Below are 18,793 nucleotides of genomic sequence, written 5' to 3'. Positions count from 1 at the left end.
GCCGGTCAGAGGTCCCCGGTCAGAGGGCGCGTTCCATGACGTAATCGTCGTGCACCTCGGTGCCGACGGTGAACGTCTTGGTGCCGACGATCTCGAAGCCGTTCTTGGCGTAGAAGCGTTGCGCCCGCGCGTTCTCCTGATTGACGCCGAGCCAGACTCCCGCACATCCGGTCGCCGACGCGTGCTCGAGCGCAGCCGTCATGAGTGCACGTGCCACCTGGCCACCATGGTGACCGGGAAGCACGTACAGCTTCGACAGTTCCATCGTGGGGGAGTGCGCGACGACCGCGGCAAGCGCTGGGTCGGCAGGGTCGCCGTGTACGAGCATGGCGTATCCGACGACCGAATCGTTCTCTCTCGCAGCGAGAATGGTGCGCCCAGGATCGCTGAGGTAGTCGCCGAAGCGTTCGTGTGACAGGACGTCGGCGACGAACGCATCGATCGATTCTCGCGTCGACCCGGGTGGGCACGCCAACGGGAACGTGACGGCCGCGACGTCGGCCAATTGCTCCGCTTCCCACAGACCGGCCACACCCACCGTCACGGTCACAGCCGGTCCACCGCTTCCTTGGCCTCACGCAACGTCAGGCCGGTGCGCGCACGCAGCAGCTTGATCGCCGCGATCGTTCTGCCTTCGGACTTGAGTGTGCGGAGTTTCGGAATGATGTCTTCCCACGCTCCGGTGTCGAGCCCCGTGGCGTGCGTGTACGTACCCGGCGTCGGAAGGGGTTCTCCTCGTCCCACCGAGTCGACGATGTCCTTCGCTTCCTTCAGGCCGGCGCCCGTTCGTTCACGGAACAGTTTGACCGCGTTGATCTGTTTCTTCTCGCCGACGAGGCGGTAGATCTCGTTGCGCGCGTGGTCGTCCAGACCGGCCAGCATCATCTGCGTGGTCGTCGCAGAATTCTTGCCCGGTGCCTTACGAGCCAACAGCCATGCGGCGAGAACCGCAGTGTCGACGAGAACGAGTGCGACGATGAACCATCCCCAGGTGGGCATAGCCCTAAGTAGAACATTCGACTATGAGGGCGACGTCGTCCGGTCCCGCGTGTTCGGCGCGAAGAATTCCGACGCTGCCTCGAGAGTGCGTTCGGCCGTGTGATGCTTCGCTGCGGACAGATCGTGTCCTGCTCCGTCGATGTCGAGAAATTGCGTCGGCGCGGGGACGAGCGCGATCGCGTCCGACAGCTCTGCTGGGGTTCCGAACGGGTCCTTGGTGCCGGAGACGAACAGCGTGGGGACCGTCAGGTCGGGCAGATGGGCGGTCCGGGCCTTCTCCGGTTTCCCGGGCGGATGCAGGGGATAGGACAGCAGAACGAGGCCCTGGATCGCCCACGCGTGCTCGGCCGCGAGCATCGACATCTGGCGGCCACCGTAGGAGTGACCGGCGGCGATCAGCGGGCCGTCGACGTCGGCCAGCCTGTCTGTGGCTCGTCGAATGCTTGCTCGATCGTCGGCCGACTTCGACGGGTGTGGAGGGCCTTTCGGCTTGGTACGCCGGAACGCCATGTCGAAACGGAGAACGACGAATCCGGCCGACGACCACCGCGTGGCGATGTCGACCAACAGTGACGAGGCGCAGTTGCCGCCTGCTCCGTGCGTGAGCGCGAGCGCGCCGACCGGATCGCCACCGGGGGTGTGGAGAAAACCATGGACGTCGTCGTCGACGAGCTCGACACCCTCGGTCGGTTCACTCATCGGTGCCCGCGTCGACCTTCGGCTCGTCGGATGTGCCCGTGTTGTCCTCAACGATGTCGGCGAATGCTGTTCCCGAGACCATCCCGTCGGTCCCGGGGAGTACGACCGTGGGCCTTGCTCCTGGTTCGTATCGTTCGTCGAGACCGGCGACCTGCTCCTCTGCCTGTCGCTTGGTTTCCTCGTCGACGGAGATGTCGCTTCCCGTCTGCTTGTCGTCGGCCACGATGGGCCTCCTTCCGTTCGGGGGGCTGCCCCTACAGCGTGCACTGCGCGCGGCTCGGCCACCACCGAAAAGCAGAAGAACCCCGGACACGGGGGTGTCCGGGGTTCTTCTGCGTGGTGCGCGATACTGGGATTGAACCAGTGACCTCTTCCGTGTCAGGGAAGCGCTCTCCCGCTGAGCTAATCGCGCGGGTTCTCGAAACTATAGCCGAACTGCACGTGTGCAGCCGACGACGAGCGGATGACGGGATTCGAACCCGCGACCCTCACCTTGGCAAGGTGATGCGCTACCACTGCGCTACATCCGCATGCGAAACCGTTTCGGTCTCTGACGAAAAGAACCCCGGCACTGAGATGTCGGGGTTCCTCTTCGTGGTGCGCGATACTGGGATTGAACCAGTGACCTCTTCCGTGTCAGGGAAGCGCTCTCCCGCTGAGCTAATCGCGCAAGCTTACGAGGTGGAGACGGGAATCGAACCCGTGTGCACGGCTTTGCAGGCCGTTGCCTCACCACTCGGCCACTCCACCATGGGCCAGGCGTTCTTTCGATTGCCCTGAACTACGAGAATGTTCCAACCTCGAGCGGATGACGGGATTCGAACCCGCGACCCTCACCTTGGCAAGGTGATGCGCTACCACTGCGCTACATCCGCATTCGCTCCCCGGAGGCGGTTGCCCTCTCCGTGGTGCGGTGAAAACACTAGACCAACTTCTGGCGAACTCACAAATCGCCTCGTCAGCACAGCTGTGTGGCCTTCACGCCACGCACATAGGTATGAATGAGCGGGCGGGAATCTCGTGATGCACGCTCGTCCGTTCGGGGGTGCGGGGGCGTGCGGAGGCGATTCGGGGAATGCGTGGGGCGCGTGTTACTGTTTTGCCTCGTTCGACGAGATCCCCTCGGTCCCGTGGCTCAGTGGAAGAGCGTCCGCTTCACACGCGGAAGGTCGCTGGTTCGATCCCAGCCGGGACCACAGAATCGAAAAACCCCGCACGTACTCGTGCGGGGTTTTTCGTCGTCCGGGCACTGTCGTCGTCCGGGCACTGTCGCCGGACGTCGGTAGCCTGTATCCGTGACCGCAGACGACGCCCGCACCGACAGCCCGCCGCGCGACGACGCGCCGCGCGACGACAAGGGCGGTGTCTTCGACAAGGTCGCCGAACGGCGTCGTCGGTTCCGCAAGAAGATCGCCGCCAACCCGACCGTGGATTTCGCCTACCGCATCGCGGTCGGTGTTTTGGGTGTCGTCGTTCTCGCCCTCGGCATTCTCGCCATCCCGTACCCGGGTCCCGGTTGGCTGATCGTGTTCGCGGGCCTCGGCATCCTTGCGTCCGAGTTCACGTGGGCGCACCGCCTGCTGAAATTCGTGCGGAAGCACTACGACCGGTTCATGGAGTGGTTCTCGCGGCAGTCGCTCGTGGTCAAAGGGATAGGGGTGCTGTTCACGACCCTCGTCGTGCTGCTGACCCTGTGGCTGCTCGGCACGTTCTCGCTCGTCGGTGGTTGGTTCGGTCTGGACTGGAGCTGGCTGTCCAGTCCGCTGTAGCCACGCCGCGGACGTGTGGCGGTAAGTACCGGGTGTTCAGCCGATAGGCTGTCATCGGTCTCACCGGCCGCGAAGAACGAACGAGGAGCACATCGCTGTGAGTAGTCCCGGAAACGCCGTCTTGCCCGCACGCATCATGGTGCCGGCTGGAACGACCGCCGGAACGGCGCTCCGTGACACCGGATTACCCAACAAGGGTCCCGACGCGATCGTCGTCGTTCGTGACGCGGACGGCAAGCTACGCGACCTCTCGTGGGCTCCCGACGTCGACGCCGAGGTCGACCCGGTACCGGCGAACACCGACGACGGACGCAACGTCATCCGGCATTCGGCGGCGCACGTTCTCGCGCAGGCCGTGCAAGAGCTGTTCCCCGACGCCAAGCTGGGAATCGGCCCGTTCATCAAGGACGGCTTCTACTACGACTTCGACGTGAAGGAACCTTTCACGCCCGAGGATCTGACCAAGCTCGAGAAGAAGATGAAGCAGATCGTCAAAGCGGGGCAGCGCTTCTCGCGTCGCGTCTACGAGTCGATCGAGCAGGCACGCGAGGAACTGGCGAACGAGCCGTACAAGCTCGAGCTGGTCGACGACAAATCCGACATCGACGACCCCGAGATCATGGAGGTCGGCGGCGGTGAGCTGACGGCCTACGACAATCTCAATCCGCGCACCGGAGAACGCATCTGGGGCGACCTGTGCCGCGGACCCCACATTCCGACGACCAAGTACGTGCCCGCGTTCAAGCTGACGCGCAGTTCCGCTGCATATTGGCGCGGCAACCAGGAGAACGCAGGCCTGCAGCGCATCTACGGCACCGCCTGGGAGTCGACCGAGGCACTCGATCACCACCTCGAGCTGCTCGCCGAAGCCGAGCGTCGCGACCACCGCAAGCTCGGTTCGGAGCTCGACCTGTTCAGCTTCCCCGACGAGCTCGGATCCGGCCTCCCGGTGTTCCACCCCAAGGGCGGCGTGATCCGCAACGAGCTGGAGAACTACTCGCGGCAGCGCCACATCGAGGAGGGGTACGAGTTCGTCAACACCCCGCACATCACCAAGGGCCACCTCTACGAGGTCTCCGGTCACCTCGACTGGTATCGCGACGGCATGTTCCCGGCGATGCACCTCGACGCCGAACTGGACGATGACGGCGCAGTCCGCAAACCAGGTCAGGACTACTACCTGAAGCCGATGAACTGCCCGATGCACAACCTGATCTTCCGGTCGCGCGGTCGTTCCTACCGTGAACTGCCGCTCAGGCTGTTCGAGTTCGGCTCGGTCTACCGCTACGAGAAGTCGGGCGTCATCCACGGACTCACCCGCGTGCGCGGCATGACGCAGGACGACGCACACATCTTCTGCACCCGCGAGCAGATGCGCGACGAGCTGACCCGCACGCTGGAATTCGTGCTCGGGCTGCTGAAAGATTACGGCCTCGACGATTTCTACCTGGAATTGTCGACCCGTAACCCCGAGAAGTCGGTCGGTAGCGACGAGGTGTGGGAGGAAGCGACGAACACCCTTGCCGAGGTGGCGGCCGCGTCGGGCCTGAACCTGGTTCCGGATCCGGGTGGCGCCGCGTTCTACGGTCCGAAGATCTCGGTCCAGGCGAAGGACGCGCTCGGCCGCACCTGGCAGATGTCGACCATTCAGTTGGACTTCAACCTTCCGGAGCGCTTCGAGCTCGAATACACCGGATCCGGCGGAGTCAAGGAACGCCCCGTGATGATCCACCGAGCACTGTTCGGGTCGATCGAGCGGTTCTTCGGTGTGCTGACCGAGCACTACGCAGGTGCGTTCCCGGCATGGCTGTCACCGGTTCAGGTCGTCGGAATTCCGGTGGCCGAGGTACACCAGGACCACCTGTTCGCCGTCGTCGCCGAGTTGAAGAAGCGTGGAATTCGCGCCGAGGTCGACGCAAGCGACGATCGGATGCAGAAGAAGATCTTCAACCAGACGGCTCAGAAGGTCCCGTTCATGCTCCTGGCCGGTGAGCGCGACGTCGAAGCCGGTGCGGTCAGCTTCCGGTTCCGCGACGGTACCCAGGTGAACGGGGTTCCGACGGAACGCGCCGTCGAACTGATCTCCGACTGGATTGCCGCCCGTGACAACGCATCTCCGACGGCCGAGCTCTTTCTTCCCGACACTTCAGGAGTGAGCTGAACATGCCCGAACAGGACGCCACGATCGTCGACACCGGGGTGGGTGATCCGGATCGGTTGGAGCGGTTGTGGACGCCGCATCGGATGTCGTACATCACCGAAGCGCCGGAATCGAAGAATCACTCCAGCGAACCGTTCACCGACATCCCGAAGATGACGGACGAGGACGGGCTGGTCGTGGCGCGCGGCGAGCAGGTCTACGCGGTGCTGAATCTGTACCCGTACAACCCGGGCCACACGATGATCGTGCCGTACCGGCGCGTCGCTGCGCTCGAAGATCTGACCCGGGCCGAGAGTGACGAGTTGATGGCCTTCACGCAGCAGGCCATCCGCGTCATCAAGACGGTGTCGCGTCCGCACGGGTTCAACGTGGGATTGAACCTGGGCGCCGCCGCGGGTGGTTCGCTCGCCGAACACCTGCATCAGCACATCGTCCCCAGGTGGGGCGGCGACGCGAACTTCATCACCGTCGTCGGCGGTGCGAAGGTCATGCCCCAACTACTTCGGGACACACGGGCATTGCTGGCGTCGGCCTGGGCCGAATGACTACGATTCTGCAGGGGGGTGCGTCGTGCTGAGTATCTTGGGTCGAGCGCCGGTGTCCAAAGTGACGGCGCCACTCGGACGTGCGCTCAATGCCACCGGCCTGACTCCCAACTCGGTGACTCTGATCGGAACGGTCGTCACCGTCGTCGCCGCCATCACGATGTTCCCGGCCGGGTACCTGTTCTGGGGCACCATGGTCATCACGCTGTTCGTGCTGTTCGACATGCTCGACGGAGCGATGGCCCGGGCGCGCGGTGGCGGCACGAAATACGGGGCAGTACTCGATGCCACCTGCGATCGCGTCGCCGACGGTGCGATCTTCGCCGGTCTCGCGTGGTGGGCCGTGTTCAGCGAGAACGACAAGGTTCTCTTCGTCGCGACACTGGTATGCCTCGTGACGTCGCAGGTCATCTCCTATGCGAAGGCTCGCGCCGAGGCCAGCGGCCTGTCGGCGGACGGTGGCTGGATCGAACGTCCCGACCGCCTGGTGATCGTGCTCGTCGCAGCCGGTCTCACCGGCATCGGCAGGCACTTCGACATCCCCGGCCTGCAGAGTGTTCTCTACCCCGCGATGTGGGTGCTGGCAGCCCTCAGCGTCGTCACCGTGTTCCAGCGCGTGCTCGCCGTGCGCGGATCGGACGGTGCCCGCGACATCATCACGCCGCCGTCGAGTGACGCCACGGGAAAGACCGAATCGGCATGACGTTCGCCGAACGTGCCACCGATGCCGGGTACGCGGCAGGATGGCGAGTAGTGCGTGCCCTGCCCCACGGCCTGGCGAGGAGGGCGTTCGACACGGGCGCCGACGTCGCGGCGTCGCGGCACGGGGGACCACAGCAACTCAGGCGCAATCTAGCCCGAGTCTTGGACGTCACCCCGGACGCGGTCCCCGATGATCTGATCCGGGCGAGCGTGCGGTCGTACGCACGGTACTGGCGTGAAGCGTTCCGGCTGCCCTCGATGGATCTCGACGCCCAGGCCGCCGTCATCGACGGGTGTGTGCAGGGACGAGAACACCTGGACGCGGCCCTCGCCGACGGCTCCGGGGCCGTTCTCGCGTTGCCGCACAGCGGGAACTGGGATATGGCAGGTATGTGGCTCGTGCGCTACTACGGTCGATTCTCGACGGTCGCGGAGCGGCTGAAACCGGAGACGCTCTATCAGCGTTTCGTCGACTACCGCGAGAGCCTCGGTTTCGAGATCTTCCCGTTGAGCGGCGGCGAGACTCCGCCGTTCGCGGCGCTGTCGGATCGTCTGCGCGACAACAAGGTCGTGTGCCTGCTCAGTGAGCGCGATCTGGCCCGACACGGTGTTCCCGTCGAGTTCTTCGGTGAGCAGACGCGGATGGCCGCAGGCCCTGCGAAGCTCGCTATCGACACCGGTGCCCACCTGCTTCCCGTGCACTGCTGGTTCGACGGCGACGGCTGGGGCTTTTCGATCTCGCCGCGCATCGACGTCACGGCCGGGATCGACAGCGCCACACAGGCTCTCGCGAACGTGTTCGCGTCGAACATCGCCGCGCACCCGGAGGACTGGCACATGCTGCAGCCGCTGTGGCTGTCCGACCTGAGCCAGGCCAGGCGCGATCGAATCGAGGGCACGTGAAGATCGGAATGGTCTGCCCGTATTCGTTCGACGTTCCGGGCGGTGTCCAGGCCCACGTCGAACAGCTCGCCGACGTGTTCATCGAGCGTGGCCATCGCGTCAGCGTCCTCGCGCCCGCGTCCGAGGAGACGACGCTGCCGGAGTTCGTCGTCTCCGCGGGCGAAGCGCTCGCAATTCCCTACAACGGATCCGTTGCACGGCTCCGTTTCGGACCCGTCACCTACGCGCGCATCAGGCGTTGGATCGCCGAGAACGACTTCGACGTCCTGCATATCCACGAACCGAACGCGCCGAGTCTGTCGATGTTGGCCCTCAAGGCCGCCGAGGGTCCGATCGTCGCGACCTTCCACACGTCGACGACGAAATCGTTGGTACTGAGCACCTTTCAAGGGGTGCTGCGGCCGTACCACGAGAAGATCAGCGGACGCATCGCCGTCTCCGAGCTGGCCCGCCGCTGGCAGGTCGAAGCGCTTGGCAGCGACGCCGTCGAAATCCCCAACGGCGTCGACGTGCAGGCGTTCGCTCGCGCCCCGATGCTCCCGGGTTACCCACGCGCAGGCCGAACCGTGCTGTTCCTCGGACGCTTCGACGAACCACGCAAGGGCATGGCGGTCCTGCTCGGCGCGTTGCCGACGCTCGTCGAACACCACCCCGACCTCGAGATTCTGGTCGTCGGCCGCGGAGACGAGGACAAGCTGCGCCGCGACGCAGGCCCGCTCGCGCGGCACCTGACGTTCCTCGGGCAGGTCGACGACGACGTCAAGGCGTCGGCGATGCGCAGCGCCGACGTGTACTGCGCCCCCAACCTCGGCGGCGAGAGTTTCGGCATCGTGCTGGTCGAGGCAATGGCGTCGGGAACCGCGGTGGTGGCGAGCGAACTCGACGCGTTCCGGCGGGTGTTGCGCGACGGGACCGCTGGGTTGCTCGTTCCGATCGACGACTCCGCAGCGTTGGCGACGGCGCTCGATTCGGTGCTGTCGTCGGACGCCACACGGCAAGCACTGGTCGACGCGGCCAGCACGGTCGTCGTCGAGTACGACTGGCCGGTCGTCGCCGAACAGATCATGCGGGTGTACGAGACGGTGACCGTCGGAGGTCAGAAGGTCAGGTCGGCGAGCTGATGACGTTCTCGGCATTGACCATCCTGATTCTCGGGGCGATCGCGGCGGTGATTCTCGTCGTCGGGTTGTGGGCCTACGGCACGGCGAACCGGCTCGACCGACTGCACGTGCGCACCGATCTCGCGTGGCAGTCGCTCGACGCGGCGCTGGCGCGGCGAGCGGTCGTCGCACGTGCGGTGTCGGCGGCGACGCGCGCTCGGCCGGTCGAATCGAGGAAACTCGCGTCGCTCGCCGACGTCGCCGAACGGGCGGACCGCGTGCATCGTGAGAACGCCGAGAACGCGCTGTCCGTCGCGCTCGCCGCAGTCGATTCGACCGATCTTCCGCCGCAGCTCGTCGCCGAACTGGCCGACGCCGAAGCGCGCGTGTTGATCGCGAGGCGGTTCCACAACGACGCGGTGCGCGACACGCTGGCACTGCGCACGACCCGTCCGGTCCGCGTCCTGCATCTCGGTGGCACGGCGCCGTTGCCTGCCTACTTCGAGATCGTCGAGCGGTCTGCATCCGCGACGTACGGAACCGAGGGTCGAGCCGTGCAACGGACGTCGTCGCGTGTCGTTCTCGTCGACGAGCGCGGACGGGTGCTGCTGCTGCGCGGCCACGATCCGACCGTTCCCGACGTCTATTTCTGGTTCACGATCGGCGGCGCCGTCGAACCCGGCGAGAACCTGCGCGAGGCGGCGGCACGCGAAGTACTGGAAGAAACCGGGCTCGTCGCCGCGGCGGCGGACCTCAAGGGCCCGATGTGGCGACGCGTCGCCACGTTCCCGTTCAACGGGACGCTCCTGCGGTCCGAGGAACTGTTCTTCGCCTACCGCACACAGGAGTTCGAGCCCGAGCACTCGGGGTTCACCGATCTGGAACGGCGCACGGTCACCGGGCATCGCTGGTGTACCGAGGACGACATCCGGTCGCTGGCGGCGACGGGGGAGACCGTCTACCCGCAGGATCTCGCCGAACTGCTCGACGAGGTCAACATCGTGTTGGCACGACGCGTCGAACCCGAGGTCCGCGCGATTCGCTGAGAACGACGGCGTCGAGAGGTCCAGGAAATCTCGATTGGCTATGGAGTGACGGTCCACTGCTCCCTACACTCGGTCGCGCCGTGAGCAGCAGTGCCGGCAACGCCATCGTTCCCATACTTCAGGAGTTCGTCGTGAGTACCCCTATCGTGCCAGTGAGCAGCCACACCGACAGCGTCGACGGCGGCGTCGGAACGGCCAGGGTCAAGCGCGGGATGGCCGAGATGCTCAAGGGCGGCGTCATCATGGACGTCGTCACCGCCGAACAGGCCAAGATCGCCGAGGATGCAGGCGCCGTCGCGGTCATGGCGCTCGAACGCGTCCCCGCCGACATCCGTGCTCAGGGTGGCGTGTCGAGGATGAGCGACCCGGACATGATCGACAGCATCATTTCCTCGGTGTCGATCCCGGTCATGGCGAAGGCCCGCATCGGACACTTCGTCGAGGCGCAGATCCTGCAGAGCCTCGGTGTCGACTACATCGACGAGTCCGAGGTCCTCACCCCGGCCGACTACGCCAACCACATCGACAAGTGGAACTTCACCGTCCCGTTCGTGTGTGGCGCCACGGGCCTCGGCGAGGCGCTCCGCCGAATCACCGAGGGCGCGGCCATGATTCGCTCCAAGGGCGAGGCGGGCACGGGCGACGTGTCGAACGCGACCACGCACATGCGGAAGATTCGTGACGAGATCCGTCGCCTCACGTCGCTGCCCGAGGACGAGTTGTACGTCGCCGCAAAGGAATTGCAGGCGCCCTACGATCTCGTGGTCGAGGTCGCGAAGGCGGGCAAGCTGCCGGTGACGCTGTTCACCGCGGGCGGCATCGCCACGCCTGCCGACGCGGCGATGATGATGCAGCTCGGCGCCGAGGGTGTCTTCGTCGGATCGGGAATCTTCAAGTCCGGCAACCCGCAGCAGCGCGCCGAGGCCATCGTCAAGGCCACCACGTTCCACGACGACCCCGATGTCCTCGCCAAGGTCTCGCGTGGTCTCGGCGAGGCAATGGTCGGCATCAACGTCGACGATCTGCCCGTCGGCCACCGTCTGGCCGAGCGCGGCTGGTGAACCGCATGTGAGTGCGAATGCGTGCTCCAGCACGCATTCGCACTCACGAGGGGATGATCGCAGGCCGGTCGGGATGGTCCCAGCGGACGAGGAAATCGGGCCGGTCGGTCACGTCCCGGTAGTACTCGGCCAGCGGTTCGAGAGTCCACTGTTCGGATTCGCCGGTCCTTCTGCGAAGAGTCGCCGCGGACAGCGTCAGATGTACGACGACGGCAGCGGATACCCGTCCCAGCAGCATCGGTCCGGCGACGATCACCAGGTGGTCCGGGGCCGCGTCGACGAGCGTGGCGCGGGCCGAGCGGTCCGTCGCTTCGTCCCACAACCGGGGCAGGATTCGGCCACGACCGCCGGGCTGCAGCGGTGCGATCACCTCACGGTCGAGGGCGTCGAAGTCGAACCACGTGGTCCGGTAGGTCAATTCGTCGGTCCGCGAGTACTCGAAGCGCAACGACGCGGGTCTGACGAAGTCGTGAAGGTCGATTACCGTCGCCGACCGTCCGTCGGATGCGGCGACATCACGGACGCGCGCGGCGAATTCGACCGGATCGGCCGCGTCCGCGCCGTCGATCGCAACAACGGCACGACGTCCACGCGGGGTTCGTTCGACGATCGTATGGGCGAGACGATCCGGGAAGATCGGTTGAACGGCAGGCACGTCGACCATCCTGCCTGTACGGCTGCTTGTTAGCCTTCTTCGGCAGCTAGAGAAAGGTGACCCATGGCCAGTATCGAGGACATTCTCGAACTAGAGCGCATCGAGAACGACATCTTTCGAGGCAGAACGTTCCCGAGTCTGCTCCAGCGCACCTTCGGTGGACAGGTCGCCGGTCAGGCGCTCGTGTCCGCAGTGAACACCGTCGAGGAGCAGTACCGGGTGCACTCGCTGCACGGTTACTTCATTCGACCGGGGAATCCGACCGAGCCCACGATCTACCTCGTGGATCGCATCCGCGACGGCCGGTCGTTCTGCACGCGGCGCGTCACCGGAATCCAGGACGGCAAGGCCATCTTCACGATGTCGGCGTCCTTCCATGTCGACGACGACGGCATCTCGCACCAGGACACGATGCCGCGTGCCGTCGACCCCGAATCTCTGCCCGATCCGCGTGAACTGCCCGACTACGACCACTCGTTCTACGCGGAGTGGAAGGAGTGGGACATCCGGCGTATCCCGGACGATCAGCAGGACAAGCATGCGAGTTTCGCGGCGCAGCAACGAGTGTGGTTCCGCTACCGCGATCGGTTGCCGGACAGCCAGGTGTTCCATGTCTGTGCACTGGCGTACATGTCGGACATGACGCTCATCGGCTCGGCGAAGGTGCCGCACCCGGACGTCGTCACGCAGACCGCGTCGCTCGATCACGCGCTGTGGTTCCTACGCCCGTTCCGTGCCGACGAATGGTTGCTCTACGACCAGACGTCGCCGTCTGCGGATTTCGGTCGTGCTCTCGCGCAGGGCCGGATCTTCGATCGGCAGGGCCGAATGGTCGCGGCCGTCGTACAGGAGGGTCTGATGCGTTTCGAACGTGACACGAGCAAATCCGCCACAGACCCGTTCACGCCTCGATGACCGAGCCGACGATCGGCGTTCTGGCGCTGCAGGGCGACGTCCGTGAGCACCTCGCAGCGCTGGAAACCAGCGGAGCACACGGCATCACGGTGCGCAGGCCCGAGGAACTCGACGCGGTCGACGGTCTGATCGTCCCCGGCGGAGAGTCGACCACCATGAGCACTCTGCTCTCGGTGTTCGACCTGCTCGAACCACTCCGAGCCCGGTTGAAGGACGGCTTGCCCGCGTACGGGTCCTGCGCGGGCATGATCCTACTGGCGAGCGAGATACTCGACACTCGGCCCGACGCACAGCATCTCGACGGGCTCGACATCACCGTTCGACGCAACGCGTTCGGTCGGCAGGTCGATTCCTTCGAAACCGACCTCGACGTCGTCGGCATCGACGGGGATCCCGTCCGCGCGGTCTTCATTCGCGCACCGTGGGTCGAACGCGTCGGTTCCGGCGTCGAGGTCCTCGCGACCGTCCCCGACGGCCCAGCCGAGGGGCGCGTCGTCGCGGTGCGTCAGGGAAGCGTCATGGCGACCAGCTTCCACCCCGAGGTCACCGGTGACCGCCGCGTGCACCGGCTGTTCGTGGACCTCGTCCGAGCGGCCTGATCGGGTTCGACCGCCATCGCGGCGTCGGACGCCCGAGGGCGCGCGTAAACTGTGCAGACACTTGTATGCAGTACGAAAGGGGCTCCATCGTATGAGCGGCCACTCCAAATGGGCCACCACCAAGCACAAGAAGGCTGTGATCGACGCCAAGCGCGGCAAGTCGTTCGCCAAGCTGATCAAGAACATCGAGGTGGCGGCCCGCACCGGTGGTGGAGACCCCTCGGGTAACCCGACGCTGTACGACGCCATTCAGAAGGCGAAGAAGACGTCGGTTCCCAACGACAACATCGAGCGGGCACGCAAGCGCGGTGCGGGCGAGGAAGCCGGCGGCGCCGACTGGCAGACCATCATGTACGAGGGCTACGGCCCCAACGGTGTCGCGGTGCTGATCGAGTGCCTCACCGACAACCGCAACCGCGCAGCCGGCGAGGTGCGTGTCGCGATGACGCGCAACGGCGGCAACATGGCCGACCCGGGTTCGGTGTCCTATCTGTTCTCCCGCAAGGGACTGGTCACCCTCGAGAAGAACGGCCAGTCCGAGGACGACGTCCTCATGGCCGTGCTCGACGCCGGTGCCGAGGAAGTCAACGACAACGGTGACACGTTCGAGATCGTCAGTGAGCCGACCGACCTCGTCGCGGTCCGTACCGCTCTGCAGGACGCGGGCATCGACTACGACTCCGCCGAGGCCAGCTTCCAGGCGTCGGTCAGCGTTCCGGTCGACGCGGACGGCGCACGCAAGGTGTTCAAGCTGATCGACGCGCTCGAGGACAGCGACGACGTACAGAACGTGTACTCCAACGTCGACATCTCGGACGAGGTGCTGGCCGAACTCGACGCCGACTAGGTCGGCGCACCGGGCGGGTGTCGCACACGCCCGCCCGGGCGTCCCTCCGCTACGCTATCGAACAACAGTTCGTAGGCGGAAGGTGTGCCAGAGTGCGTGTGATGGGCGTCGATCCCGGCTTGACCCGCTGCGGGTTGAGTTTGATCGAAGGCGGTACCGGGAGGAGCGTCACCGCGCTCGACGTCGACGTCGTCCGCACTCCCGCGGACATGGAACTGTCCCAGCGTCTTCTCCGTATCTCCGAGGCAGCCGAGTACTGGCTCGACACACACAAGCCCTCCGTGGTCGCGATCGAACGTGTCTTCGCGCAGCACAACGTGCGGACGGCGATGGGCACCGCTCAGGCCGGGGGAGTCATCGCCCTCGCCGCCGCCAGACGCGGCATCGACGTCTGCTTCCACACGCCCAGTGAGGTCAAGGCAGCCGTCACCGGTAACGGAAGCGCCGACAAGGCGCAGGTCACCGCGATGGTGATGCGTATTCTCGGCCTGCAGGTCGCACCGACGCCCGCCGACGCCGCGGATGCTCTCGCGCTCGGGATCTGTCATTGTTGGCGGGCTCCGATGATCGCCCGGATGGCACAGGCCGAGAAGATGGCGGCGGAGCAGAAGCGCAAGTACGAAGCGAGGCTCGCCGAGGAGCGCAAGGCCCGTGCGGCACGCAAGTCCGCAGCCGAGCGTGAGGTGGCACGAAAGGCAGGTGCGCGGTGATCGCGTCGATACGCGGCGAAGTCCTCGAGATCGCCCTCGATCACGCCGTGTTGGAAGCGTCGGGCGTCGGATACCGCGTCAACGCGACGCCCGCGACTCTCGGAACGTTGAGCCGCGGCGCCGAGTCGAGGTTGCTGACCACGATGATCGTCCGCGAGGACTCGATGACCCTGTACGGCTTCTCGGACAACGAGACGCGTGACCTCTTCTCGCTGCTGTTGACGGTGTCCGGCGTCGGGCCGCGCATCGCGATGGCGACGTTGGCTGTCCTCGACCCGCATGCGCTGCGTACGGCACTCGCGGACAGCAACGTGACGGCGTTGACGCGTGTGCCCGGGATCGGCAAGCGCGGCGCCGAACGCATGATCGTCGAGCTGCGCGACAAGGTCGACGCGATCGTCGGATCGTCGGGTGTTCCGTTGCCGTCCGGGAGCGCCGCCGGTTCACCGGTACGTGATCAGATCGTCGAAGCGCTCACGGGACTCGGCTTCGCCGTCAAACAAGCCGAGGACGCCACCGATTCGGTTCTCGCCGCGCAGCCCGACGCGTCGACATCGGCCGCGCTGCGGTCGGCTCTGGCCTACCTGAGCAAGAGCAAATGACCGACGAGTCCGACGTCGACGAGTCGCAGGTGACCGCCCAGGCCACCCCGGACGATCTCGACATCGAAACGAGCCTGCGACCGAAGTCGCTGACGGATTTCATCGGCCAACCCCGTGTGCGGGAGCAGCTGCAGCTGGTGCTGTCCGGTGCCAAGCTCCGCGGTGGCACTCCGGACCACATTCTGATGTCGGGACCTCCCGGTCTCGGCAAGACCTCGATGGCGATGATCATCGCTCAAGAACTCGGTACGTCCCTGCGCCTGACGTCGGGGCCCGCGCTCGAACGGGCGGGCGATCTCGCCGCCATGCTCAGCAACCTCGTCGAGGGTGACGTTCTGTTCATCGACGAGATCCACCGCATCGCTCGACCTGCCGAGGAAATGCTGTATCTCGCGATGGAGGACTTTCGGGTCGACGTCGTGGTCGGCAAAGGCCCCGGCGCCACGTCCATTCCCCTCGAAGTCGCGCCGTTCACCCTCGTCGGCGCCACCACCAGGTCCGGCGCACTGACCGGCCCGCTGCGAGACCGGTTCGGCTTCGTCGCTCACATGGATTTCTACGAGCCGGAGGAACTCGAGCGCATTCTGCTCCGGTCGGCCGGAATCCTGGGTGTCCCGATCGACAAGGGCGGGTGCGCCGAGATCGCGGGACGGTCCAGGGGCACGCCTCGTATCGCCAACCGTCTGCTCCGACGTGTCCGCGACTACGCCGACGTGCGCGGCGACGGCACCGTGACGAAGGACACCGCGAAAGCGGCGCTCGTGGTCTACGACGTCGACGACCTGGGCCTCGACCGACTCGACCGGGCCGTGCTCAGCGCGCTGATCCGCAGCTTCGGGGGAGGGCCGGTGGGCGTGTCGACGCTGGCAGTGGCGGTCGGCGAAGAACCTGCGACGGTCGAGGAAGTGTGCGAGCCGTTCCTGGTCCGAGCCGGAATGATCGCGCGCACCCCGCGCGGACGCGTCGCCACTGCAGCCGCGTGGGAGCACCTGGGTCTCGTGCCTCCGCCGGATCTCGCCATCGGCGGTATCACGGTCCGGGCGAGCGAGCCTCAACAGGGCCTATTCGAATAATCTGCTGATAATCGGTGGGAGCCGAGCAGTGGACGACCCCGGTAATGGCACACTGGGGGCCGTGCACGGACTCCGCTGCGGAGTTCGAGCGTGCGCACTGCACGTACCGATGACATTCGAGAACACCCCGTACTACGAAACTTCGAGGACTGACGTAAAGATGGAACTGCTCTTCCCGCTCCTGATCGTGGCCCTGCTCGTACCGATGTTCCTGAACGTCCGCAAGCAGAAGAAAATCATGGCCGACACGCAGGCGCTGCAGGATTCGCTGAAGATCGGCGACGAGGTCGTCACCACCGCCGGGCTGTACGCACGTGTCGTGCTCGTCGAGGACGACACCGTCGACCTCGAAATCGCCGACGGCATCGTCACCACGTGGTCGCGCGCCGTCGTCCGCGAAGTTCTTCCCGCCGACACCGAAGGCGACGAGGAATTCTCCGCGCCCGACGACCTGTCCGGCATCGGTGACTCCACTCCGTCGCTCGAGAAGCCGGCACCCCAGGCTCCCGCAGACGAAACGACCTCGCAGACCACGCCTCGCCTCGACAAGGAGTGACCTCGGCCCAGCACGGTCGCCGCTGTCGGACCTGATCCGGCAGCGGTTTCGCGTGCCGGGGAACGCGTCCCCCTCGTCCGACCCAGCATGCCGTCCGAAAGCCCAGAGGAGAATCACACACCGTGGCACCTTCCAGCGGATCGGTGCATCCAGGTCGCTATCTAGCCGTGTTCGCGGTTCTGATGGCTGCCGTGTATGCACTGGTCTTCTTCACCGGAGACAAGTCGCCGAGTCCCAAACTGGGCATCGACCTGCAGGGCGGCACGCGCGTCACCTTGACCGCACGAACCCCTGACGGCAGCGCGCCGAGCCAGGACAGCCTGAAGCAGGCTCAGCAGATCATCGAGACGCGCGTCAACGGCCTCGGCGTCTCGGGGTCCGAGGTCGTCATCGACGGCGACAACCTGGTCATCACGGTTCCCGGCGACGACAGCTCGCAGGCTCGATCGCTCGGACAGACGGCACGTCTGTTCATTCGGCCCGTCCAGAGCGCCTTGCAGCCGTCGGCCGGCGCGCAGGCGCCTGCGACCGAGACGCCGGCTCCGGCCGCGCCGACGACCGAGGCACCGGCGCCTGCAGGCGATTCGGTTCCGCAGGGACGCCCGTTCCCGGCTCAGGACCCGAGCGCAGTCGACCCGACTCTTTCTCCCGAAGCCCCCGCTGCGGACACCACGTCGTCCGAGGAGCCCGCGACCGAAGGCACCGAGAGCGAGCAGGCTGCCGCACAGATCGCCGAGGCAAAAGCCTCGCGACAGAGCGAAGACCCTCAGGTTCAGCAGACTGCGGCCGCGACGATCGACTGCAACGCGCCCGACCCGCTGCAGGGTAACGACGACCCGGCGCTGCCCCTCGTCGCGTGCTCCACGGACGGTACCGCGGTCTACATCCTCGGCCCGAGCATCATCGACGGACAGCAGATCGCGGATGCGACGTCGGGTTTCAACACACAGCAGTCGCGTCACGAGGTCAGTCTGAGTTTCGACTCCGAAGGAAGCACCACGTGGGCGCAGTTCACCGGCGCCAACATCGGTAGTCAGGCCGCGTTCACGCTCGACTCCAAGGTCGTCAGCGCCCCGCAGATCCAGGGCGCGACGCCCGCCGGCAGCGCGACGTCGATAACGGGGCAGTTCACCGCCCAGTCCGCGGCCGAGTTGGCGAACACCCTAAAGTACGGATCGCTGCCGCTGTCGTTCGCGTCGTCGGAAGCCGAAACGGTGTCCGCGACTCTCGGACTCGCATCGCTCGAGGCGGGCCTCATCGCGGGCGCGATCGGTCTGGCCCTCGTGCTGGTGTACTGCTTGATCTACTACCGGGCGCTCGGACTGCTGACCGCGTTGTCGCTGGTCCTGGCCGGGTTGATGGTCTACGGCATCCTGGTACTGCTCGGTCGGTGGATCAACTTCACCCTCGACTTGGCAGGTATCGCCGGTCTGATCATCGGCATCGGTATGACCGCCGACTCGTTCGTGGTGTTCTTCGAACGCATCAAGGACGAGATTCGCGAGGGACGCAGCTTCCGGTCCGCCGTTCCGCGAGGATGGGCTCGCGCCCGCAAGACGATCCTGTCCGGTAACGCGGTCAGTTTCATCGCCGCCGCTGTGCTGTACGTGCTCGCTGTCGGCCAGGTGCGTGGATTCGCGTTCACACTCGGCTTGACGACGATCCTCGACGTCGTGGTCGTCGTTCTCGTCACGTGGCCGCTCGTCTACCTGGCGTCCAAGTCCACGTTCTGGTCCAAGCCCGGGGTCAACGGCCTCGGCGCCGTCGCCGAGATCGCGCAGGAACGCAAACGTGCGGCCGCGCGACCGAAGCCCGACACTGCGGCCGCCGCGCCGACCAAGGGGGCATGAC

The 18,793-nt window shown here is 65.8% G+C and carries 21 protein-coding genes and 6 tRNA genes; 17 read left to right on the top strand and 10 right to left on the bottom strand.

Annotation, left to right across the window (positions count from 1 at the left end; translation table 11 throughout):
* Positions 1-19: 19 nt before the first annotated feature.
* The 9 genes from DK926_RS06270 to DK926_RS06230 form a co-directional block, all read right to left on the bottom strand.
* Entirely contained in the window at positions 20-550 is a 531-nt protein-coding gene (locus DK926_RS06270; RefSeq protein WP_114329651.1) for a GNAT family N-acetyltransferase, read from the bottom strand.
* Positions 547-999 carry a ribosomal protein L7/L12 gene (locus DK926_RS26990; RefSeq protein ID WP_240931111.1) on the bottom strand — a complete coding sequence of 151 codons (453 nt, stop codon included), beginning with the start codon at positions 997-999 and terminating at the stop codon, positions 547-549. The genes DK926_RS06270 and DK926_RS26990 overlap by 4 nt, the downstream gene beginning before the upstream one ends.
* Positions 1,000-1,020: 21 nt before the next feature.
* Entirely contained in the window at positions 1,021-1,698 is a 678-nt protein-coding gene (locus DK926_RS06260) for an alpha/beta family hydrolase (RefSeq protein ID WP_114329649.1), read from the bottom strand.
* Complete coding sequence (locus tag DK926_RS06255; protein ID WP_114329647.1) at positions 1,691-1,921, bottom strand: hypothetical protein; 231 nt, start codon at positions 1,919-1,921, stop codon at positions 1,691-1,693. The genes DK926_RS06260 and DK926_RS06255 overlap by 8 nt, the downstream gene beginning before the upstream one ends.
* Before the next feature lie 114 nt (positions 1,922-2,035).
* Positions 2,036-2,110, bottom strand: a tRNA-Val gene (locus tag DK926_RS06250).
* 46 nt (positions 2,111-2,156) lie between these two features.
* Positions 2,157-2,228, bottom strand: a tRNA-Gly gene (locus DK926_RS06245).
* Between the two features lie 65 nt (positions 2,229-2,293).
* Positions 2,294-2,368, bottom strand: a tRNA-Val gene (locus DK926_RS06240).
* A 9-nt stretch (positions 2,369-2,377) separates the two neighbouring features.
* Positions 2,378-2,448, bottom strand: a tRNA-Cys gene (locus DK926_RS06235).
* A 53-nt stretch (positions 2,449-2,501) separates the two neighbouring features.
* Positions 2,502-2,573 (bottom strand) — tRNA-Gly (locus DK926_RS06230).
* Positions 2,574-2,822: 249 nt separating this feature from the next.
* On the opposite strand from DK926_RS06230, the gene DK926_RS06225 reads away from it, so the two are divergent.
* The 9 genes from DK926_RS06225 (at position 2,823) to pdxS (ending at position 10,985) form a co-directional block, all read left to right on the top strand.
* Positions 2,823-2,894: transfer RNA gene (locus DK926_RS06225), tRNA-Val, on the top strand.
* A gap of 99 nt (positions 2,895-2,993) precedes the next feature.
* A complete protein-coding gene (locus tag DK926_RS06220; protein WP_114329645.1) occupies positions 2,994-3,467 on the top strand; it encodes a TIGR02611 family protein in 474 nt (157 codons plus the stop codon).
* 136 nt (positions 3,468-3,603) lie between these two features.
* Positions 3,604-5,628 (top strand): threonine--tRNA ligase, encoded by a 2,025-nt coding sequence (gene thrS, locus DK926_RS06215; protein WP_207890760.1) that lies wholly within the window; start codon positions 3,604-3,606, stop codon positions 5,626-5,628.
* Positions 5,629-5,630: 2 nt separating this feature from the next.
* Positions 5,631-6,173: an HIT domain-containing protein gene (locus tag DK926_RS06210; protein ID WP_068424394.1), complete on the top strand. Its 543-nt coding sequence runs from the start codon at positions 5,631-5,633 to the stop codon at positions 6,171-6,173.
* 25 nt (positions 6,174-6,198) lie between these two features.
* Positions 6,199-6,876 (top strand): phosphatidylinositol phosphate synthase, encoded by a 678-nt coding sequence (gene pgsA / locus DK926_RS06205; protein ID WP_114329641.1) that lies wholly within the window; start codon positions 6,199-6,201, stop codon positions 6,874-6,876.
* Positions 6,873-7,778, top strand: a complete 906-nt coding sequence (locus DK926_RS06200) for a phosphatidylinositol mannoside acyltransferase (protein ID WP_114329639.1) — start codon at positions 6,873-6,875, stop codon at positions 7,776-7,778. Before pgsA ends, DK926_RS06200 begins: the two co-directional genes overlap by 4 nt.
* Positions 7,775-8,899 (top strand): glycosyltransferase family 4 protein, encoded by a 1,125-nt coding sequence (locus DK926_RS06195; RefSeq protein ID WP_114329637.1) that lies wholly within the window; start codon positions 7,775-7,777, stop codon positions 8,897-8,899. Before DK926_RS06200 ends, DK926_RS06195 begins: the two co-directional genes overlap by 4 nt.
* Positions 8,899-9,924 carry an NUDIX domain-containing protein gene (locus DK926_RS06190; RefSeq protein WP_114329635.1) on the top strand — a complete coding sequence of 342 codons (1,026 nt, stop codon included), beginning with the start codon at positions 8,899-8,901 and terminating at the stop codon, positions 9,922-9,924. The genes DK926_RS06195 and DK926_RS06190 overlap by 1 nt, the downstream gene beginning before the upstream one ends.
* Before the next feature lie 131 nt (positions 9,925-10,055).
* Positions 10,056-10,985, top strand: coding sequence for a pyridoxal 5'-phosphate synthase lyase subunit PdxS (gene pdxS, locus DK926_RS06185; protein WP_279387061.1), 930 nt, complete (start codon positions 10,056-10,058; stop codon positions 10,983-10,985).
* 43 nt (positions 10,986-11,028) lie between these two features.
* Here pdxS and DK926_RS06180 read toward each other — a convergent pair whose 3' ends face one another.
* On the bottom strand, positions 11,029-11,649 hold the full coding sequence (locus tag DK926_RS06180) for a hypothetical protein (protein WP_243636673.1): 621 nt from the start codon (positions 11,647-11,649) through the stop codon (positions 11,029-11,031).
* 54 nt (positions 11,650-11,703) lie between these two features.
* Between DK926_RS06180 and DK926_RS06175 the strand changes: the two genes are divergently transcribed.
* The 8 genes from DK926_RS06175 to secD all read left to right on the top strand — a co-directional run bounded on the left by DK926_RS06175 (position 11,704) and on the right by secD (position 18,792).
* Positions 11,704-12,555 carry an acyl-CoA thioesterase II gene (locus tag DK926_RS06175; protein WP_068424381.1) on the top strand — a complete coding sequence of 284 codons (852 nt, stop codon included), beginning with the start codon at positions 11,704-11,706 and terminating at the stop codon, positions 12,553-12,555.
* On the top strand, positions 12,552-13,154 hold the full coding sequence (pdxT, locus tag DK926_RS06170) for a pyridoxal 5'-phosphate synthase glutaminase subunit PdxT (protein WP_114329633.1): 603 nt from the start codon (positions 12,552-12,554) through the stop codon (positions 13,152-13,154). Before DK926_RS06175 ends, pdxT begins: the two co-directional genes overlap by 4 nt.
* Before the next feature lie 91 nt (positions 13,155-13,245).
* Positions 13,246-14,001: a YebC/PmpR family DNA-binding transcriptional regulator gene (locus DK926_RS06165; protein ID WP_068424375.1), complete on the top strand. Its 756-nt coding sequence runs from the start codon at positions 13,246-13,248 to the stop codon at positions 13,999-14,001.
* Between the two features lie 92 nt (positions 14,002-14,093).
* On the top strand, positions 14,094-14,711 hold the full coding sequence (gene ruvC, locus DK926_RS06160) for a crossover junction endodeoxyribonuclease RuvC (RefSeq protein ID WP_114329631.1): 618 nt from the start codon (positions 14,094-14,096) through the stop codon (positions 14,709-14,711).
* A complete protein-coding gene (ruvA, locus tag DK926_RS06155; protein WP_114329629.1) occupies positions 14,708-15,313 on the top strand; it encodes a Holliday junction branch migration protein RuvA in 606 nt (201 codons plus the stop codon). The genes ruvC and ruvA overlap by 4 nt, the downstream gene beginning before the upstream one ends.
* Positions 15,310-16,386 (top strand): Holliday junction branch migration DNA helicase RuvB, encoded by a 1,077-nt coding sequence (gene ruvB / locus DK926_RS06150; protein ID WP_114329627.1) that lies wholly within the window; start codon positions 15,310-15,312, stop codon positions 16,384-16,386. The genes ruvA and ruvB overlap by 4 nt, the downstream gene beginning before the upstream one ends.
* Before the next feature lie 160 nt (positions 16,387-16,546).
* A complete protein-coding gene (gene yajC / locus DK926_RS06145) occupies positions 16,547-16,942 on the top strand; it encodes a preprotein translocase subunit YajC (protein WP_114329624.1) in 396 nt (131 codons plus the stop codon).
* A gap of 122 nt (positions 16,943-17,064) precedes the next feature.
* Positions 17,065-18,792 carry a protein translocase subunit SecD gene (secD, locus tag DK926_RS06140; protein ID WP_207890753.1) on the top strand — a complete coding sequence of 576 codons (1,728 nt, stop codon included), beginning with the start codon at positions 17,065-17,067 and terminating at the stop codon, positions 18,790-18,792.
* Position 18,793: the final 1 nt, after the last annotated feature.

Origin of the sequence: Rhodococcus sp. Eu-32 (assembly GCF_003336925.1) — a bacterium.
Lineage (GTDB): Bacteria > Actinomycetota > Actinomycetes > Mycobacteriales > Mycobacteriaceae > Rhodococcoides > Rhodococcoides kyotonensis_B.
Note: the sequence above shows the minus strand (reverse complement) of the source record. Positions and strands in the feature narration are given on the sequence as shown.

What these genes read in the sequence shown, in the direction of transcription:
- DK926_RS26990 (WP_240931111.1), bottom strand. Translation starts at nt 999, where the DNA reads ATGCCCACCTGGGGATGGTTCATCGTCGCACTCGTTCTCGTCGACACT.
- DK926_RS06260 (WP_114329649.1), bottom strand. Translation starts at nt 1,698, where the DNA reads ATGAGTGAACCGACCGAGGGTGTCGAGCTCGTCGACGACGACGTCCAT.
- thrS (WP_207890760.1), top strand. Translation starts at nt 3,604, where the DNA reads ATGGTGCCGGCTGGAACGACCGCCGGAACGGCGCTCCGTGACACCGGA.
- DK926_RS06210 (WP_068424394.1), top strand. Translation starts at nt 5,631, where the DNA reads ATGCCCGAACAGGACGCCACGATCGTCGACACCGGGGTGGGTGATCCG.
- DK926_RS06200 (WP_114329639.1), top strand. Translation starts at nt 6,873, where the DNA reads ATGACGTTCGCCGAACGTGCCACCGATGCCGGGTACGCGGCAGGATGG.
- DK926_RS06190 (WP_114329635.1), top strand. Translation starts at nt 8,899, where the DNA reads ATGACGTTCTCGGCATTGACCATCCTGATTCTCGGGGCGATCGCGGCG.
- DK926_RS06180 (WP_243636673.1), bottom strand. Translation starts at nt 11,649, where the DNA reads ATGGTCGACGTGCCTGCCGTTCAACCGATCTTCCCGGATCGTCTCGCC.
- DK926_RS06175 (WP_068424381.1), top strand. Translation starts at nt 11,704, where the DNA reads ATGGCCAGTATCGAGGACATTCTCGAACTAGAGCGCATCGAGAACGAC.
- pdxT (WP_114329633.1), top strand. Translation starts at nt 12,552, where the DNA reads ATGACCGAGCCGACGATCGGCGTTCTGGCGCTGCAGGGCGACGTCCGT.
- DK926_RS06165 (WP_068424375.1), top strand. Translation starts at nt 13,246, where the DNA reads ATGAGCGGCCACTCCAAATGGGCCACCACCAAGCACAAGAAGGCTGTG.
- ruvB (WP_114329627.1), top strand. Translation starts at nt 15,310, where the DNA reads ATGACCGACGAGTCCGACGTCGACGAGTCGCAGGTGACCGCCCAGGCC.
- yajC (WP_114329624.1), top strand. Translation starts at nt 16,547, where the DNA reads ATGGAACTGCTCTTCCCGCTCCTGATCGTGGCCCTGCTCGTACCGATG.